The 18,144-nt window shown below is 48.2% G+C and carries 16 protein-coding genes and 1 pseudogene; 12 read left to right on the top strand and 5 right to left on the bottom strand.

All coding sequences use genetic code 11. The annotated features are described in order from the left end of the window. Positions 1–19: 19 nt before the first annotated feature. From T411_RS0103405 to T411_RS0103395, 3 genes are all read left to right on the top strand, one after another. Complete coding sequence (locus T411_RS0103405) at positions 20–652, top strand: tetratricopeptide repeat protein (protein ID WP_001024366.1); 633 nt, start codon at positions 20–22, stop codon at positions 650–652. A 4-nt stretch (positions 653–656) separates the two neighbouring features. Next, positions 657–1,313 carry a response regulator gene (locus tag T411_RS0103400; protein WP_001238038.1) on the top strand — a complete coding sequence of 219 codons (657 nt, stop codon included), beginning with the start codon at positions 657–659 and terminating at the stop codon, positions 1,311–1,313. A 61-nt stretch (positions 1,314–1,374) separates the two neighbouring features. Then, positions 1,375–2,718 carry a sensor histidine kinase gene (locus T411_RS0103395; RefSeq protein ID WP_001909445.1) on the top strand — a complete coding sequence of 448 codons (1,344 nt, stop codon included), beginning with the start codon at positions 1,375–1,377 and terminating at the stop codon, positions 2,716–2,718. Between the two features lie 151 nt (positions 2,719–2,869). Here the strand turns inward: T411_RS0103395 and T411_RS0103390 are convergent. From T411_RS0103390 to T411_RS0103370, 5 genes and pseudogenes are all read right to left on the bottom strand, one after another. Continuing rightward, a pseudogene (locus T411_RS0103390) lies at positions 2,870–4,512 on the bottom strand (phosphoethanolamine transferase). A 263-nt stretch (positions 4,513–4,775) separates the two neighbouring features. Continuing rightward, complete coding sequence (locus T411_RS0103385) at positions 4,776–6,158, bottom strand: ABC transporter ATP-binding protein (protein WP_000125956.1); 1,383 nt, start codon at positions 6,156–6,158, stop codon at positions 4,776–4,778. After that, on the bottom strand, positions 6,155–6,946 hold the full coding sequence (locus T411_RS0103380) for an ABC transporter permease (RefSeq protein ID WP_000766237.1): 792 nt from the start codon (positions 6,944–6,946) through the stop codon (positions 6,155–6,157). The genes T411_RS0103385 and T411_RS0103380 overlap by 4 nt, the downstream gene beginning before the upstream one ends. Position 6,947: 1 nt before the next feature. Continuing rightward, positions 6,948–7,904: an ABC transporter permease gene (locus T411_RS0103375; RefSeq protein WP_000161523.1), complete on the bottom strand. Its 957-nt coding sequence runs from the start codon at positions 7,902–7,904 to the stop codon at positions 6,948–6,950. Further along, positions 7,897–9,426 (bottom strand): ABC transporter substrate-binding protein, encoded by a 1,530-nt coding sequence (locus T411_RS0103370; RefSeq protein WP_000746530.1) that lies wholly within the window; start codon positions 9,424–9,426, stop codon positions 7,897–7,899. Before T411_RS0103370 ends, T411_RS0103375 begins: the two co-directional genes overlap by 8 nt. Before the next feature lie 269 nt (positions 9,427–9,695). On the opposite strand from T411_RS0103370, the gene T411_RS0103360 reads away from it, so the two are divergent. Genes T411_RS0103360 through T411_RS0103320 form a run of 9 tightly spaced genes read left to right on the top strand, consistent with a single transcriptional unit; the run spans position 9,696 to position 18,112 of the window. Continuing rightward, positions 9,696–9,965, top strand: a complete 270-nt coding sequence (locus T411_RS0103360; protein WP_000906369.1) for an STAS domain-containing protein — start codon at positions 9,696–9,698, stop codon at positions 9,963–9,965. Positions 9,966–9,975: 10 nt separating this feature from the next. After that, on the top strand, positions 9,976–10,335 hold the full coding sequence (locus tag T411_RS0103355; RefSeq protein WP_001151341.1) for a response regulator: 360 nt from the start codon (positions 9,976–9,978) through the stop codon (positions 10,333–10,335). 48 nt (positions 10,336–10,383) lie between these two features. Further along, positions 10,384–12,546: a chemotaxis protein CheA gene (locus tag T411_RS0103350; protein WP_001162438.1), complete on the top strand. Its 2,163-nt coding sequence runs from the start codon at positions 10,384–10,386 to the stop codon at positions 12,544–12,546. An 8-nt stretch (positions 12,547–12,554) separates the two neighbouring features. Continuing rightward, the gene (locus T411_RS0103345) at positions 12,555–13,082 is read left to right on the top strand and encodes a chemotaxis protein CheW (protein ID WP_001083360.1); all 528 of its coding nucleotides are present in this window, start codon (positions 12,555–12,557) and stop codon (positions 13,080–13,082) included. Then, positions 13,079–13,540: a chemotaxis protein CheW gene (locus T411_RS0103340; RefSeq protein ID WP_000983692.1), complete on the top strand. Its 462-nt coding sequence runs from the start codon at positions 13,079–13,081 to the stop codon at positions 13,538–13,540. The genes T411_RS0103345 and T411_RS0103340 overlap by 4 nt, the downstream gene beginning before the upstream one ends. A 13-nt stretch (positions 13,541–13,553) precedes the next feature. After that, the gene (locus T411_RS0103335; RefSeq protein WP_000896388.1) at positions 13,554–15,590 is read left to right on the top strand and encodes a methyl-accepting chemotaxis protein; all 2,037 of its coding nucleotides are present in this window, start codon (positions 13,554–13,556) and stop codon (positions 15,588–15,590) included. A gap of 14 nt (positions 15,591–15,604) precedes the next feature. Then, entirely contained in the window at positions 15,605–16,435 is an 831-nt protein-coding gene (locus T411_RS0103330; RefSeq protein ID WP_000881719.1) for a CheR family methyltransferase, read from the top strand. Next, positions 16,422–17,075 (top strand): chemoreceptor glutamine deamidase CheD, encoded by a 654-nt coding sequence (cheD, locus tag T411_RS0103325; protein ID WP_001284058.1) that lies wholly within the window; start codon positions 16,422–16,424, stop codon positions 17,073–17,075. The genes T411_RS0103330 and cheD overlap by 14 nt, the downstream gene beginning before the upstream one ends. After that, complete coding sequence (locus T411_RS0103320) at positions 17,072–18,112, top strand: protein-glutamate methylesterase/protein-glutamine glutaminase (protein WP_000721526.1); 1,041 nt, start codon at positions 17,072–17,074, stop codon at positions 18,110–18,112. Before cheD ends, T411_RS0103320 begins: the two co-directional genes overlap by 4 nt. Positions 18,113–18,144: the final 32 nt, after the last annotated feature.

The following is an 18,144-nucleotide window of genomic DNA, read 5'->3' as shown; positions in this document are numbered from 1 at the left end:
AATTCAAGGAGAAGAGTTTATGAACATTATGCTTAAATGGATGAGTCTTAGCGCACTGTTGCTCGGGTATGCCCACTCAAGTTACGCGATTACGCCTTTAGAACAAGTGCAAACGGATTGGGCAAAATGCCAATACCGTACCGCTTCTGCTAAGGAGCAAGAGCGCTGTTTTGAACGCACGATCGCGCGTAATCGACTGGAGTTAACGATTTCGGGCGATAACCCCGAGTTGAAAGTGTGGCTGGCCATCAACCAATCTTCTTTAGCGGGAGTGAGGGGCGGATTGGGGGCTTTATCGCTGGTGAAAGAGGCCAAAAGTTTATTTGAAGAGGTCATCGCGCAAGCGCCAAATACTCTGGAAGGCTCCGCGTTGACCAGTTTGGGCACGCTATACTATAAAGTGCCGGGTTGGCCTGTCGCCTTTGGGGATAAAGAAAAAGCAGAGCAGCTGCTTAAACAAGCCTTGACCGTGAATCCCAATGGCATTGATGCCAACTATTTCTACGGAGATTTTTTGCTACAAGAAGGCCGTAGCGCAGAGGCAAAGCGCTATTTACTGCAAGCTCAGCATGCACCCGCAAGACCGAAACGAGAAATTGCGGATGCGGGACGTCAGGAAGAGATTGCGCACTTATTGGAGAGCATCAAGTAACCTTATGCGTTTACTATTAGTTGAAGATGACACGTTGCTCGGTGAATCAATGCAAGTAGCGTTAAGCCGACAAGGCTATACGGTTGACTGGCTGGAGCGGGGTGGTGGCGTCGTGACCGCCCTGAAAACCGAGCAATTTACGGCACTGATTTTGGACCTCACCTTGCCAGATATGGATGGCTTGGAAGTCCTGCGCCAAATTCGGCGAGCGGGTTATACATTGCCTGTCATGATACTCACGGCACGGGATGATATCAGTGATCGGGTCAAAGGGTTGGATGGCGGTGCAGATGAGTACATAGGTAAGCCGTTTGCGCTCGAAGAGCTGCTCGCACGTTTACGCTTGATCATTCGTCGTAGCTCAGGGAGCGCAGAGGAGCTCATCTCCGTTGGGGAACTTGACCTTTCGCTCTCTAAACAAGAAATCTACTACGCTCAGCAAGCTCTGAAATTAACGCGAAATGAGTACAAAATCCTCGCCAGTTTGATGACCCAAGCGGGAAGAGTGATGAGTAAAGAGCTTTTGCAGCAAGCACTGCACGGCTGGGATGAAGGCAGCAGTGATAACGCAATCGAAGTACATATTCATAATCTGCGCAAAAAATTGCCGGATAATCTGGTTAAAAATGTACGAGGTGTGGGGTACATGATTGAAAAATAAACCTCTCTTTTCCATTAAACGCCGACTTACCCTGACTTCTGTTTTGCTGAGTACCGGTTTGATGCTGGTCTCGTTTGGGTTCAGTTATTCCAACGCCCAACATGAAGTGGGAGAAGTGTACGATGCCCGTCTTGGGCAGTCCGCCAAATTATTACTGATCGCCACTTCTGTTTCGGCCAATGAATTTGCAGATCGTAATCAGCATGAGCAGTTCAATCTGTGGATGCAGCATATTCAGCGCCTTTCCAAAGCCAACGATGATGTCGCCACGCTCTTTGGCCACCCGTATGAACAGTATTTATTATTCCAGTTTTATCGAGAGGGCGATCTTCTCTTTAGCTCTGATACTCATTTGCCTGCGCTGAGTCTTGGCCGTGATGCGAATGGTTTTAGTGATATCACGCTCAACGGCGAAAGCTGGCGTTATTTCCAGTTGAGTCTCCCTGATCAAGAAAAGGGTAAACAGTATGTTTTGGTTGCAGAAAAGCAAAGCATTCGTGATGAAGCGATTAATGAGATCGCCTTATCCACCGCACTTCCGCAATTAATTTTAATTCTGTGCTTGATTGTGGTTTTGGTGGTGCTGATTGAACGTAGCTTTCAGCCAATCCAAGCGCTGAAAGCAGCGATTGCTCTGCGCAGCATCCATAAGCTAGATCGAATTTATGTCGAAAAACCTACGGTGGAACTTTTGCCTTTGGTGGAGACGTTGAATCAACTGCTCAATGAGCTAGAGCAAGCATGGCAGCGTGAGAAACGTTTTACTCGAATGGCGGCACATGAGTTAAAAACCCCGCTGACCGTTTTAAGAGTGAATGCCGAAAATGCCCTGCGTAGCACCAATCAGGAACAGTTAAAGCAAGATTTAGAACGTATTTTCAAAGGTATAGAGCGCACCGATAGATTGATTCATCAGCTCTTAATGCTGGCCAAAGTAGAAAGTACACAAACCTTAAGGAAACAGCCGGTTGAGCTGGCAAACGTCATTAAACAAGTGATAGCGGATTTAGCACCTATCGCTTTTAAGCAGGATCAGCAGCTGAGTTTTCATGGCGAAAGTTCGCGTTTATGGGGAGATGAGTTACTCCTGGGCATTTTATTTAAAAATCTGCTGGATAATGCCATTCGTTATTCCGGCCACTCTAGCCAGATAGCGGTAGAGCTTAGCGACCACGATGGTGAGATTGAAGTGCGTGTGTCGGATACTGGGGCCGCGATTGACGATCTGACTCGTGAAAAAATGTTTGATAACTTCTACCGTGCCAACAGCCAAAAAGGCGATGGCGCAGGGCTTGGCATGTCGATCTGTCGTGATATTGCAGCGCTTCATGGCGGTCAAGTGCTCTTGCTGCCACGTACTGATGAGCGTAATACCTTTGTTGTTCGTTTTCGCAATTGCGAATAACGTCCTAACTTATCATGTGGCTTTATCCCCTTCCTGCTTAACGTTGTCGCGGTGTTGGCTACGTTCGTTTACCCCAAGCCATAGAGCTTGCCTATGCTCTTGGGGATGCACTCATTTGCCCGCTACCTAAGGCTAAGTTGTTTGGGTATGGCTAAGATTGGCTGGTTCTACACTTCGCAAACAGATCCAAATTGGCTTGGTACGCTTTGGTTGATACATCCATCACGCCGAGCAGTGAGTGAAACAGATTCTGGTGCGCATAAGGTAATTCACTGTTGCTGCGCAGGCATTCAACATCAATCCCTTTACTTTGGCTAAACCCAGAGGACATCCAGATAAGGAGAGGGACTCGAGTCTGGTACTCAGGCGCTAGGCTATAGGGCATACCATGCAAAAACAGGCCATTTTCACCTAATGATTCACCATGATCGGAGATATAAATCAGCGCGGTATTATATCGGTCTTGCAGTGAATCGAGCTTAGCGAGGAGCTGCGACATCACATAGTCGCTGTAGCGAATGGTGTTGTCATACGTGTTTACGATCTGCTCGACGCTACAGTTTTCAATATCTGCTCTTGGGCAGTCAGGCTGGTAAACTGCCATCTCTTTTGGGTAACGTTTAAAGTAAGTGGGGCCGTGGCTACCGATGAAATGCATGAAAATCATTCGGTTGCCCTGCTGCGTGGCGATCTCCTGATCTAAATTCTCTAACATCGCAATGTCGTAACAGGTGTCGCCATCGCAAATCCCTTCTCGGTTATCTCTAGCTAACTCTTTAAGCGGGATATTCTTCGCGACATTTTTATCGCCACCGTCATTTTCCTTCCAGAGCAGACTGATGCCCGCACGCTGCAGAATATCCAGCACATTGTCTTGGTTGTCCGCCCGAGAGCGATCAAAATTTTGGCGATTCATGTTGGAGAACATACAAGGCACTGAAACGGCGGTTGCTGTACCGCAACTCGCCACATCTTTAAAAAAGATCGGCTGGAAAGGGGCGGTATAAGCATTGGTATCACGCGGATAACCCAAGTATTGGTAGTTTTGTACTCGTGCAGTTTCACCTAACACAAAAAACACTAAGGTCGGCTTTTGGGTTGCCTGACGAACGGCGCTTGGCTTTTGCTGCGCATCCTGACCGATCTCCTGATACACCATTGGTTCCGTGAAATAGCGCTGTTTGACTAACCCAAAACTGCTGTAGAGAAAATGGGTCGGGATGATCATTTTTTTGAGTGAGCTGTTGTTGCGTCCAACGGACGAGTAATTCTGATAATAAAGCCCAGCGATCACGCCAATCACGACAACGGAAACCAGCATGGATAGCCCCTTTTTCATCAAAAAACGCAGGGCACTTTTTTCTGGGCGGATTGGGGTAAAAAGCAGAGCTAGCGCAGGCACGAGGCCAAACCCGAGCAACCAAAGTACAGAGTAGATTGTGAGATAAGATCCCGCTTCGCCGCGGTCGGTTTCCAACACATTCACTAACATATCTTGATCGACAATCACACCGTATTGAAAGCCAGCGAAGCTGATTAAGGCCGACAGCACAAGTAACACAGCAAAAAAGGCTTGAACAAGTAAGGCCAACTGAAAATCTGGAAGATAAAATTCAGTGCAAACAGGAAAAATAACGGAATAGAGAGGGCGAATCCCCAATCAAGGGACGTAGATTGGTTGAAAATATGCGCTAATTGAGCGTAAACCGGAAGATTGAGTGGCAGCGCAAAATAGGCTGCCAGCAAAAAGACTAATTGGAGATAGGAGAATGGCTTAATGTTGAATGTCGGCATGATGACCACGCTAAATTCTGTGAACGTTAAGCCATTTATAAATGGGGTTTCTTAATACTCGCTTAAGAAAACGGTATGAGATAAACCAAAGGGTTAATCCATGTGGATTATCGGTTTACCTGCACCATTGACTGTGTATCCCTTCCTATTTGCTGCTTATCAGCCACTTTAAGTTGCTTGGGGTAATCGTATTTACACTGTAAACGAGGGTGAAACAAACGAATTCATGAGGCCATTCGGCCCCATGAATGACAAGACTCGTCTTACAAAGAGAGTACACGATGGCAGGTTTTCTCAAGGGCGAGCTTGTCGTGACTGATCAAGACCAAAGCGCAGCCGATCTCTTGAGTTAACTCGATGATTAACTGCAAGGTACTGGCTGCCGTGATGGGGTCAAGTCTCGAGGTGGGCTCATCGGCGACTAAGAGTGTTGGCCGCGTCAGTAAAGCGCGCAGAATCGCAAAACGTTGTAATTCTCCGCCTGAAACTTGATTGGCTTTGCGTGACAGTAAGTTGGGTGACAAAGCGAGGCGTTCCAGTAAACGAGGAATTTGGCTGCGTTCGACCGAATGCTGACGACACACATCTTCCAATAGTGTCTGTAAAGTGACGCTTTTCGCCAAGGCGCTAGGCGGATCTTGATAGAGTTTCAGTGCCTTACCGAGAGGGATCGCTTGTAGGCGATGAATACGGCCTTGGCTGGGTTTAAGTAACCCGAGTAATAGATCGGCAAGAGTAGATTTCCCGCAGCCGCTATCACCACTGATGCCAAGAATTTCTCCGGCGCTGAGGGTGAAACTCAGCGAATCAAACAAGCACTTCTCCCCGCGATGCATGGCGATATTGTCCACGGTCAACAGGGGCTCTCCTGTTTTACTCTGCGGTGTGGTTGGCCAATATCTGGGGTCAGCGTTAATCAGCGCCTTGGTGTAATCTGATTGAGGATGACTCAGCACTTGTTGGGCTGGCCCTTGCTCTTGAATAACACCTTTGCGCATCACAATGATGGTTCCACCGAGCTTTTCGGCAACTTCGATATCGTGAGTGATGGTTAACAACGCACCACGAGTTAATTGTGCTTGCAATAAGGCAATGATTTGATCGCGGCGGCTGGCATCTAAACCTTTGGTTGGTTCATCGGCGATAAGCAAAGGTGCCTGCGTTTGGGTGGCACACAAATAGGCGACGCGTTGCGCCATGCCGCCAGAGAGCTGATGTGGGTACTTGCTCAGATCCTGATGAAGTGCCACTTGCTGAAAAGCGGAGTCGGTTAATGCTGCGCTAGCGGCGTGATTGCCCATCACCAAGCGATGCACCTCCGCCACTTGTTCGCCCGCGCGCATGATTGGGTTGAGTGCATGCCAAGGCTCTTGGGGCAAGACGGCAAGTTGTTTTCCCCATAGCGCTTCACGTTCTGCTTGAGTTCGCTGATGTTGATATTGGCCAAATAACGCAATCTTACCTTGGCTACGCAGCCCAGCGGGCAAATTGCCAATAATCGCGTTCGCCAACAAGCTTTTGCCTGATCCCGTTTCACCTAATATCGTCAGCGCTTGGTGAGCATGCAGTTCAAAGGACAAGCTTTCAACTAAGGTTTCTTGCGCAGTAGAAATCGCGAGTTGTTGTACAGAGAGGAGCGCGGTCACGATATTTTTCCTTTGGCCAGCATTTGAAAACTTAACACTAAAATAAATACCACTAAGATGGGTTGGGCGAGTACCCAAAGGGCTTGGTGATAGTAGCGAAAGAGCTCCACCATCATCATGCCTAATTCCGCTTGGGGTGGCTTAAGTCCAACATAAAGAAAGCCGATGGAGGCGAGCGCTAAAATCGCGTTACCCGCACCAAAACAGGCCAGCGTGAAGAGATCTTCCCTTAGCTCAGGCCAAAGATGTCGGCGAAATAGATACCAAGCATTGAAGCCATACAATCGTGAGGCTTCAATTTGTGGCTGTTCAAGTAATGAGAGGGTTTTGCTGCGCACTACGCGGAAAAATTCCACCCATAACATTAAGGCAATAGCGAGATAGAGGATGAAAAAAGAGCCCGGTACCATAGCGCCAAACAGTAACACCAAGATTAAACCGGGCATGGCCAGCAACATGTTGAGTAGCCAAGAAAAGCCTCTATCCCACCAACCGCGTTTCCATGCTGCGACCACGCCAGTGACTAACCCCAGTAACGCGGAACTGCTTACGCAAGCGACGGCCATGGTTAACGAGGTCGCAATTGCAGAGCTTAAACGTGCGAAGTTACTGCGCCCATAGTGATCGGTACCCAGCGGTTCACCCCAACTGGGGGCGGCTAAAGCGCGATTGAGATCTTGTTTGGCCGGATCGCCGCCATACAGCAGATGTTCGATCAGCACGAGCATCACGAGCAAAATCAGCAGGCTCACCCCAAGCCATTGTGGTTTCGATAAGTGCAGTTTCATGTTAGGCCTCTGGTTGAACATGTCGGCTTAAACGTAGGCGAGGGTCTAATGCGTATTGGACTAAGTCGACCAGCGTATTGAGCGCGACAAACAATAATCCCATCACCAGTGCAGAGCCTTGGATCATTGGAATATCGCGTTGGAAAATCGCATGTGACAAGGCATGTCCCACACCGGGCCAAGAGAACAGCGATTCAATCATCACTATCCCTTCTACTAAGCTCACCGCCTGAATGCCGACAAACGCCATAACAGGAAGGGCGATATTACGCTGTGCGTGGCGCGTAAAGGCTTGCTCGTGATTCAAACCTTTCAAACGCGCGAAAGCGTAATAGGGGGATTGCAACACTTGAGCAGTGGCATTACGGATCATGCGACTCGACATCGCTGCCATACCCAGCGCTAAAGCCAGCGCAGGCAGAATAAGGAATTTGGGATGACCAAATCCAGCAACAGGCAACCAATTCAGTTGTAAAGCAAACAGGATGACAAGCCCCAGACCAATCAAAAATACTGGCTGCGCTTTAATCATGATTGAGGTGAGCAGGGCAAGGTTATCTGCCCACCGATCGGTACGTTTACCGCAATAGACCCCAATTGGGATCGCGATAAACAGCGAGAGCAGTGTTGCAGCGCCTGCAAGTAAAAGGCTGTGTCCGAGATTATGCATAATCGCATGAATGACGGGTTCACTGCTGACCAGAGAATGGCCTAAATTAAGATGCAGTAAATCCCATAGCCATTGCAAGTAAAGCTCAAAAGCGGAGCGATCCAGCCCTAGCTCAGCACGCACTGCAAGTGCGGCGTCGGCATTGACATAATCATAGCCATAGCGACCTGCTGCAATGCGATAAGCCACATCACCCGGAATAAAGCGCATCAAAATAAAGGTCAGTGTGCCGACGGACCAGGCCACAAAGAGGGCCTGGTAAAAACGGTGAACAAGAATCTTAGTCATTGAAACTCATCTGCGCGACGCGGTAGTTAATTTCAAAGGGATCAAACGAAAATCCAGCGACTCGTTTATTGACCGACACAATCTGGCGGTAATAAGTCACAGGGATGAGCGGCATCTCATCGGCCAGTAATTGAGAGGCTTGGGCGGCCAATTGCTGATAACGCGCATTGTCTGATTCGGTCGAAAGCTCAGCCAGCAGTTGGCTAAACTGAGGTGATGACCAATTGGTTGGGCCCCAATCCGATCCTTGATGCGTTGCAAAATCACTCAAAAGCAGTGGCAGAGGATCGGCAATAGTACCGAAGTTGCGGGCAATCAAGGCCATTTCTAGGGTGCCATCATGATGTTTGGCGGGGATGGCACTTGAGTTATCGATCGCAATATCCACTTGAATACCAATCTCTTTGAGCTGGGCTTGTAGCGCGGTGGCGATCAAAGGTAGTTCAGGGCGATCAGCATAAGTCAGCAATTGAACTCGGAACGCTTGGCCTTCTCGCTCCAGTAAACCTTGGTCATTGAGCGTCCAGCCTTGATTGGCTAGCAGGGTTTGCGCGGTCGCTAAATGACGCTGCGGCTGTGTTTTGTCTGCTAAGTGCCAAGCTCCGAGTGCGGGAGAAAAGAGTTGATGCGCTTCTGATCCCGGTAACTTAAGTACCGATTGAGCAATACCTTCACGATTGATTGCCAAACTGATTGCTTGACGAACATCGGCGTGATTAAGCAAAGGGTGTTCGTTATTGAGTTTGATCAGAACTGTACGCGGCATCGACTCAATGTAGAGATCCAGATTGTGGCTCTGTTGTAAACTCGGAATGCTAATAGGGTCAAGGGTGTAGACCAGATCGGCTTGCCCAGTTTGTGCTAACAAAGCGCGGCTTTCTGAGCGATGGCCTGCCAGATAATTGATGGTTTCGATACTGGCGGGTTTACCCCAATAAGCGTTAAAGCGGATAACACTGGCTTTATGAGGCGCTTGCAACTGTGCGATTTGATAAGGCCCCGTGCCTAAGAGCCGAATCACGTTACCACTGGCATCATAAGAGCTGGGGGAGGCAATCGCGAGCGAGTAGTGAGCAAGCACCGCTGCGAGCGGGCGATAGACAGTGTTAAGTTCAATCACCACTTGATCGTTTTGCGCGGTAATCGCCTTGATCGGTACTTGTTTTATTACTCCCGGCTTACCTAGCGCATGATTAAGAGCCGTCGCCGCCGCTTGTGCCGTCAATTGGCTGCCATCGTGAAATTGTACTTCAGGACGTATTTGGAAACGCCACACTAATCCATCATCACTTACCGTCCAGCTTTTTGCCAGCAAAGGGTATGGTTGTGAGTTCTCATTGATGCCAACCAAGGATTCAACCACTTGTAGACGCGAAAACAGGAATCCGTCCTTGGCTAAATCTTGGCTGTTAAACTCAAAGGGGCCTGAAATCTCCAGCGAACTCGGTGCAGGCTCCGTTTTCGTCAACCAAATCCCTGCACCTCCTAGCGCTAAAATCAAACCGAACAACCTTTTTTTCATCAAAATGTCCTTAATTAAAATGTTATAACATAACAATTAATTAAAGCATGAGAATAAAAATCATGTCTATATGTGTCTGGTTGAAAAAATAAACAATCTTGAAACTCGGGATCCACTGGTATTTGTCGATTACTGCAGGCAGAGCACACGACGACTTTGGTGAGAGATATTCTTGCTGCATTTGATAATTGGCTAATCCCTCCTAAACTCAAAAATGGGAAGTAGGAAAATGGTTGACTATTCATTTCATCTTAAAGGTTTGGATTTCCATGTTGATACTGAATGAAGTTCTGGACATTGCGCATGTACAAGAGTGCAAGCAGCAGCTTTTGCCGTGGATGAGCCAAGAAGCACCGATAGTGATTGATGGTAGCGCCGTTGCTCGGGTGGATGCCGCGGGTGTTCAACTATTGGCTTCCTTATTTATCACCGCACAGCACAATGGGCAGCAGATCCATTTTGAACAATTATCTGACGTGTTAGCTGAAGGACTTGCCCTGCTGGGGATGGCAGACCTGATGCAGCTAAAGAGTGAATGAGGGAAACACTATGGCAAAAGTTTTGGCAGTAGATGATTCAATTTCGATTCGACAAATGGTTTCTCATACTTTGCAAGACGCGGGTTATGAGGTTGAAACGGCAGCCGACGGGCGTGAAGCTTTAGCCAAAGCGCAGAAGGCGCGTTTTGACGTCATCATCTCTGATGTCAACATGCCAGTGATGACAGGTTTTGAGTTTGTAAAAGCGGTGCGTATGCAAAGCCAGTATAAGTTTACTCCCATTTTGATGTTAACCACCGAAACCAGCCCAGAAAAAAAACAAGAGGGCAAAGCAGTCGGTGCAACAGGATGGCTAGTCAAACCCTTCAACCCAGAAACCCTGCTAAAAACTTTGCAGCGCGTTTTGTAAAAAGCTGAACTCTAAAAGAATCAAAACTAGTCAGTGGGCGGGTGAGTTATGGCTTTAGATATGGAACAACTGCGCAAGATTTTTCATGTTGAATGCCGTGAAAATCTTGAGACTTTGGAAGGGGAACTGTTGCAACTGGATCCTTCTCAGGTCGATCTTGAGGTACTCAATACGATTTTTCGTGCGGCTCACTCGATCAAAGGGGGAGCCGGCACCTTCAATTTGCATGAGATCAGCGAATTTACCCATGCGGTCGAAACCTACCTCGATTTAATCCGCAACCAGAAAAAGCAGCTCACCGCACAAGGTGTTGATACTTTGCTCAAAAGCTGCGATGTCATACGCAACATGTTGGATAGTCGGGAACAAGAGACAGCGATTGACGAAGCCTTGAAACAGCAAGTCGGGGCTGAACTGCAAGCCTTGTTAGCGGATCAGGGAGCCGATAGGGTAATGAGTCAAGCGCAGCCCGTATCATCCAATACGCACACATCGAATACGCACGCCGATGCTATTGCAATCCCAGATGCGACGGCACAAGGCTGGCGCATCCGTTTTGTTCCTCATGAAACACTGTTTTATAGCGGTAATGACCCGCTGCGTATCTTACGTGAGCTGCGTGAGTTAGGTTCTGAATATCAAATAGAGCTAGACCATCAAGCTCTACCAGAGTTAGCTGAAATCGATCCTGAACTCTGTTATCTGAGTTGGACGATCCGGTTAACAGGAGATGTGTCGGAAAACGATGTGCGTGAGCTGTTCGACTGGGTTGAAGATGAGTGTGATTTGCACATCGCCCCAATACTCAGTGACGAGGCTAGCGCTCATGTAGAGGATGAGCAGGCTGCTCCTGCAGCGACGCTTCAAAGCAATCCCCAAACTCAGGTCGAGCCTGTTGCCATCGTTGACTTACCTGCGGTAGAACCGCCGGTTGCAACTGTCGCTCCTGTCATCGCTAACCCCAAAGAGTCCGCGACTAACAAGCCTGCGAAAACCGACTCAAGTGTCTCCTCTATCCGCGTCGATATCGAGAAAGTCGATAACCTGATTAATTTGGTCGGCGAGTTAGTGATTACCCAATCCATGCTCACCGAACTCGGTAATGACTTTTCAATGGACAAATTGGACAAGTTAAAAGCCGGTTTAGCGCAGCTGCTGCAAAACAGTAAAGATCTGCAAGAAAACGTACTCAATATTCGCATGCTACCGATGAGTTTTGCGTTTAGTCGTTTTCCCCGTTTAGTTCGGGATTTGTGTGGTCGTTTGGGGAAAAAAGTCGATTTACAAATCCAAGGTGAACAAACGGAGCTGGATAAAACTGTGCTCGAACGGATTGTGGATCCTCTCGTGCATTTGGTGCGCAACGGTATCGATCATGGTGTTGAAATGCCGGATGTCCGCCTTGCCAAAGGTAAGCCTGAAACGGGAGTGATCACGTTAAAAGCCTTTCATCAAGGTGGCTCGATCATTGTCGAAATCAGTGACGATGGGGCAGGGATTGATTGCGACAAGCTTTGGCGCAAAGCGGTGGAAAAGGGGGTGTTAGAGCCTCAGACCCAACGTAGTGATCTGACCGATAAACAGATCATCAATTTAATTTTTGCGCCCGGGTTTTCTACCGCCGAGCAAGTCTCAGACATCTCAGGCCGTGGTGTCGGTATGGATGTGGTGAGACGCAACATTGAAGAGCTCGGTGGACAGATTGAAGTCGATTCAGAATTAGGTCGAGGAAGCCGTTTTACCATCAGTCTGCCTCTGACACTGGCGATTTTGGATGGTCAACTGGTCAAAGTGGCCGATCAGGTCTACGTCATCCCGCTACTGACGATTGTCGAATCGATTCAGATCAACACTGCCAGTGTCAAACATGCGGCAGGCGGGATCGAACTCTACCGATTGCGCGAAGAAAATATCCCGATTTTACGTTTGCAAGATGAGCTTGCGATGGGGCGCAGTGGCAGTTTAGAGAAGCGCTTGATCTGTTTTGTCGAATCAGCAGGACATAGGGTAGGTTTGCTGGTGGATGATCTGCTTGATCAGCAGCAAGTGGTGATCAAAAGCCTAGAATCCAATTATGCGAAAGTGGCTGGGATCTCAGGAGCCACGATTTTGGGTGACGGCTCCGTCTCTTTGATCCTCGATATTCCTGGCTTGATCGCCCACTTTATGAAGCGCAGTTCATCTTCCACGACCAAAGGCAAAGCGGCATAGGAGCAGGTATGAATTCAGCGAATTTGACCACATCATCCAGTGCCGCTCTTGAGCCAATCTTGTCGATGGATATGGGGCTGACTGGGGGCGCAGATTTTTTAAGTTTTATGCTCGGAACTGAGCTTTACGGGGTGACCTTATCTCATGTCGAAGAGATCCGCGTTTGGGAAAAACCTACGCCGATCCCGAGAGCGCCGCATTTTGTTAAAGGCGTGATTAACCTGCGCGGCATGATTGTTCCCATTATCGATTTACGTCAACGCTTTGGACTCACCCAATACGAGTATTTGCCAACAACGGTTGTCTTGATCTTGAGTGCTCGCGAACAAGAGCAAAAACGCCTGATGGGTTTAGTGGTTGATTCCGTCAGCGATGTGATTGGCCAAGGCGATATGCCGCTGCATCCGGCAATCGGTGAGAGCATGGTGGTGCCTTTTTTAAGTGGCATTTTGAATGTCGGGGATGAGGTGATGTCTTTGCTAGACAGTGATGCATTGCTGGATATGGACCGAATCCTTAATGAGGGACAAGCATGATGCAGCGTGAATTTCTCAGTTTCGTTTTAGATGATGAAGAGTACGGCATCCCGATTCTGGAAGTGCGTGAAGTGCGTGGATGGAGTCCTGTGCGCATCCTGCCTAATGCGCCACCGTTTGTGATTGGCTTGTTGGATATTCGTGGCGAGTACATTCCGATTGTCGATCTGAAGCGTCGCTTAGGCTTAGTACCGGTTGAAATTAACGCCACCACAGTGGTGGTGGTGATTAATGCGGCGAATCAGCAGCCGTTGGGGCTGATTGTGGATGCGGTCGCTGAGGTGTATGCCTTGTCTGAGCAAGAGATCAAACATGCGCCCAGTATTTCCACTGTGATCGGCAACCAATACGTGAAAGGAATTGCGGCAGTGAAAAGCAAACATCTTGTTCTTATTGATATTGATGCGCTGTTCGACGTTGAGGCGCTGCGCTTAAGCACCACTGCCGAAAGCATATAACGAGGGAAGACACATGGCATTTTGGAATCGTAAACAACAGGTTGTGCCCCAGTTTGTTGAGCCAGCCAAGGAGAGCGCCACGAGCGAATTTGACGAGTCGGAGACCCAAAGCGGTTTATCTAACTATCAATTGCTTTCCGCACTCAATGCGGCACAAACAGCACTGATGATGATAGATCGCGACTTTCGGATCACCTACTTCAATAATCAAACGCTCAAGCTGCTAAAACAACACGAAACGTTGTTTCGTAGCGTCTGGCCTGATTTTCGTGCCGAGGCCGATTTTTTACATGGCTACTGCATTGACCATTTTCATCTTAACCCTCGCCATCAGCGCACCATGCTCGCGGATCCGAGCCATTTACCCTACACCACCGTCATCAACATCAAAGGAGTAAAAATCGAGCTGATTGTAGGCGCGATTATTGATGATCGTGGTTCTTACATTGGCAATACCTTGGAATGGCGTGATGTGACCGAAGAGCTCTTGCGTGATCAGCAAATAGGTCGTTTAGCTTCGGCGGTCGAAGGCATGACGACGAATTTGATGATGGCGGATAAAGAGGGGATTATTCAATATCTTAACCCCGCACTGTTACAACTGTTGACCCACCGTGAACCAGAACTCGCGCAGGCCTTTCCCGGCTTTAAAGCCGCGGAGTTGGTGGGGAAAAATATCGACATTTTCCATAAAAATCCTGCACATCAGCGTTCGATCATTAGTAACCCAGAACGCTTGCCTTTCACCTCCATGATCAAAGTGGGCTCTTTAGAGTTTAATCTGACTTGTATTGCGATGCGCGATACAAAAGGCGAATACATAGGTCCTGCGTTGCAATGGGTAGATATCACCGAGCAGCGTGATGGCCAGCGCCAAGTGGAGTCTTTGATCCAAAAAGCGATTAAAGGTGACCTGCATGACCGGATCAATACCAGTGGCTACAACGGTTTTATGCGTGAGTTGGGAGATGGCATCAATAACTTGCTTAACACGCTGGTGGAACCATTGGGCCAGTGTATTACGGTGATGAGCCGAGTGGCTGAAGGCGATCTCAATACCAGCATGTCTGAAGAGTACCAAGGCGAATTTGGTCGATTAGCCAGTGCGGTCAACGCTTCGATTGTGAACCTACGCAATATGGTCGACAAAATTACCGTTTCTTCTGCTCGAGTTGCGACCGCTTCTACAGAGATAGCGGATGGCAATAACGATCTCAGCCAGCGTGTGGAAGCTCAGGCTTCTAACTTGGAAGAAACTGCCGCCAGTATGGAAGAGATAACAGCAACCGTGCGTCAAAATGCGGATAACGCGAAAGATGCCAATCTACTTGCGACCGATGCGGCGAAAAAAGCTGCCCGAGGCGGAGAAGTGGTTGGTGAAGCCATCAGCGCGATGGGGGCAATCAATACCGCCAGTAAGAAAATTGCGGACATCATTAGCGTGATTGATGAAATCGCTTTCCAAACCAACTTGTTGGCTCTGAATGCTGCGGTAGAAGCGGCGCGGGCCGGTGAACAAGGGCGTGGCTTTGCCGTGGTTGCCGGAGAAGTGCGTAATCTCGCGCAGCGTAGTGCCGGAGCGGCGAAAGAGATTAAAGGTTTGATTAACGATAGTGTCGATAAGGTGAATGAAGGCTCACGCTTAGTCAATGAATCGGGATCGACACTTAAAGAAATTGTTGAAGCGGTAGTGAGAGTCTCGGATCTGATTGCACAGATCGCCGCTTCCAGTGTGGAGCAATCCACGGGCATTGATGAAATCAACCGAGCGATTGCTGCTATGGATGAAATGACCCAGCAGAACGCTTCACTGGTGGAAGAAACATCAGCGGCGAGTCAGTCACTCAAAGATGAAGGAAAAGAGCTGCTTAATTTGATGAATTTCTTTGTCACCGAAAATAATGTCACCACTTTTGAGCGCAAACCTCGCCAATCAACGCCACCCAAAACCAAGCCTGTGGTTAGCATGCATAAAGCACCGATAAATCAGGCCGTACATAAAATGCCAGCTCGGGCGGCAGAAGAAGGTGACGAATGGGAAGAATTCTAATCTAGGGATAACGTATGTTGGCGGTCAATGAGCAAGAATTTGAACTCACAGATAAAGATTTCAAATTTATTCAATGGTTTATGCATAAAACGGTCGGAATTTATCTCCCGGATTCCAAGCGTACCATGGTGTATGGCCGCTTGAGTCGGCAGATGCGCCGTAAGGGTTTACGCCGTTTTACACAATTTCGTGAGCTGATTGAAAGTGATGAGCAGGAGCGCATTCACTTCATTAATACCTTGACCACCAACAAAACAGAATTTTTCCGTGAGAGCCATCATTTTGAATTTATTGAAAAAGTATTGGTTCCAGAGTGGAGTAAAGAGCGGGTAGGCCAACTGCGTTTTTGGTCAGCGGGATGTTCGACCGGTGAAGAGCCTTACACTTTAGTGTCGGTTTTAGATCATGCGGGAGTCATGAACTTTTGTCCGGATATCAAAATTTGGGCAACCGATCTGGATACGGCAGTGTTAGAGAAAGCGAGTTTGGGGATTTATCCCATTGAATCGCAAAGCTCGATTCCTGAACGGTATTTGCGTCGTTGTTTCGTCCGTGGGGTCAAAGATCAGCAAGGCAATATGAAGATTAAACAGAGTTTGCAACGCTATATCGACTTTCACCAATTGAATCTGATTCAGGAATGGCCGTTTAAACAGAAGCTGGATCTTATCTTGTGCCGCAACGTGATGATCTATTTTGATCGTCCGACCCAAGAACAGTTGATTGAACGTTTTCACCAGCAACTCAAGCCGGGTGGCGTACTGATGCTAGGGCATTCAGAGAGTGTTGGTCGTTGCAGTTCGCTTTTCCATCATCTGGGACATACTGTTTATGTCAGACAGTAAACTTGCCACTAAGCGCAAACTAAAACAGGAAGAAGCGAAAGGCCAATATTATCGCTTCAACCACCCTAGTGATCATCGGCATTGGGTCAAAGTGATGCCGGGAGGCGTCTATGCTACGTCCGATCAAGAAATTATTCATACTGGATTGGGTTCTTGTGTGTCTGCTTGTGCTTGGGATATTGAGATGAAAGTGGGAGGTATGAACCACTTTTTGCTGCCTTTTAATAACCAATTTGAAAGCCAACATTGGCATCCACAAGCGTTATTGTCGGACTCTTCTCGCTACGGATGTTATGCAATGGAGGTCTTGATTAATCGGTTATTGTCCATGGGGGCAGAGCGAGAGAGATTGAAGTTTAAACTGTTTGGTGGCGCTCACTTAATGGGGTACCAGTCGCTGGTTGGGGAAAAAAACGTCGAGTTTGTGCTTGAGTATGCCAAACGTGAAAAGCTAAACGTCGTGGCGCAAGATTTGGGAGGCGCTCAACCGCGAAAATTGTTGTTTGATCCACAGGCCGGGCAGGCATGGGTAAAACGCATTGGATTTAGTTCGGCGCATGCAATTAAACAGGATGAAGAACTCTATCAACACAGCATAGATAAGCAAATTCCCTCTGACGATGTGGAGTTGTTTCAATGAAAAAAATCAAAGTCTTGATCGTGGATGATTCTCCGGTATTTCGGGCTTTATTAACCCAGTTGATTGATAGCGACCCCGCGTTGCAAGTGGTGGCGAGCGCAGAAGATCCTTACCAAGCGCGTGAACTGATTAAGCACTATCAACCCGATGTGGTGACCTTAGATGTTGAAATGCCCAAAATGAATGGTGTGCAGTTTCTTAAAAATCTGATGCGCCTTCATCCATTACCTGTGGTGATGATCTCCACCTTAACCCAGCACGGTGCGGAAGCAACGTTGGCGGCTCTTGAGTTAGGCGCTGTGGATTATTTCCCCAAACCTTCTTCAGATAACCCGGCTGAAATGCTCAATTATAAAAACTTGGTGAATGACAAAATCAAAATGGCGGCACAAGCCAATGTAGGGTTTGTGCAGAGTGCGACGGTTTCAGCGCCCATTACGGAGCGAGTTTCCACCGATTACCAGTTGATTGCTATCGGCTCTTCTACTGGTGGTACGGAAGCCGTCAAACAAGTCCTCGCAGCATTACCTTCTGGCTTACCTCCTATCGTCATGACTCAGCATATTGGCGCGCAGTTTACGGCCTCCTTAGCGAAACGATTAAATGACAGCAGCGCTCTCCATGTACAAGAGGTGACACAACCAACGACAGCACTTGAGAGTAGCTGCGCCTATCTCGCTCCAGGCGATAAGCATATCGTGGTCGTGAAACGGGCTGGCAAACTTTATGTTGAGTTAGATGACAGACCTGCGGTGAATCGGCACAAACCCTCGGTGGATGTAATGTTTAATTCAATTGCTCAGCATGTAGGCAGTAAAGCGATGGGGATTTTGTTGACCGGCATGGGACAAGATGGCGCGAAAGGCATGTTGGCGATGCATCAACAAGGAGCGGCGACCGCAGCGCAGGATGAGCAATCAAGCGTGGTTTGGGGCATGCCGCGAGTAGCGATCGAGCTGGGGGCTGCGGATGTCGTCAAACCTTTAGGGGCAATGGCGACTTGGATTGTTGAACAACTACAAAAGAAGCACGCATAACATCAGTACGCATAAGAGCAGAAAGACGTCGA

Source organism: Vibrio cholerae ATCC 14035, from assembly GCF_000621645.1.
Lineage (GTDB): Bacteria > Pseudomonadota > Gammaproteobacteria > Enterobacterales > Vibrionaceae > Vibrio > Vibrio cholerae.
The sequence above is the reverse complement of the archived record's forward strand: the minus strand, read 5'-3'. Positions and strand labels throughout refer to the sequence as shown.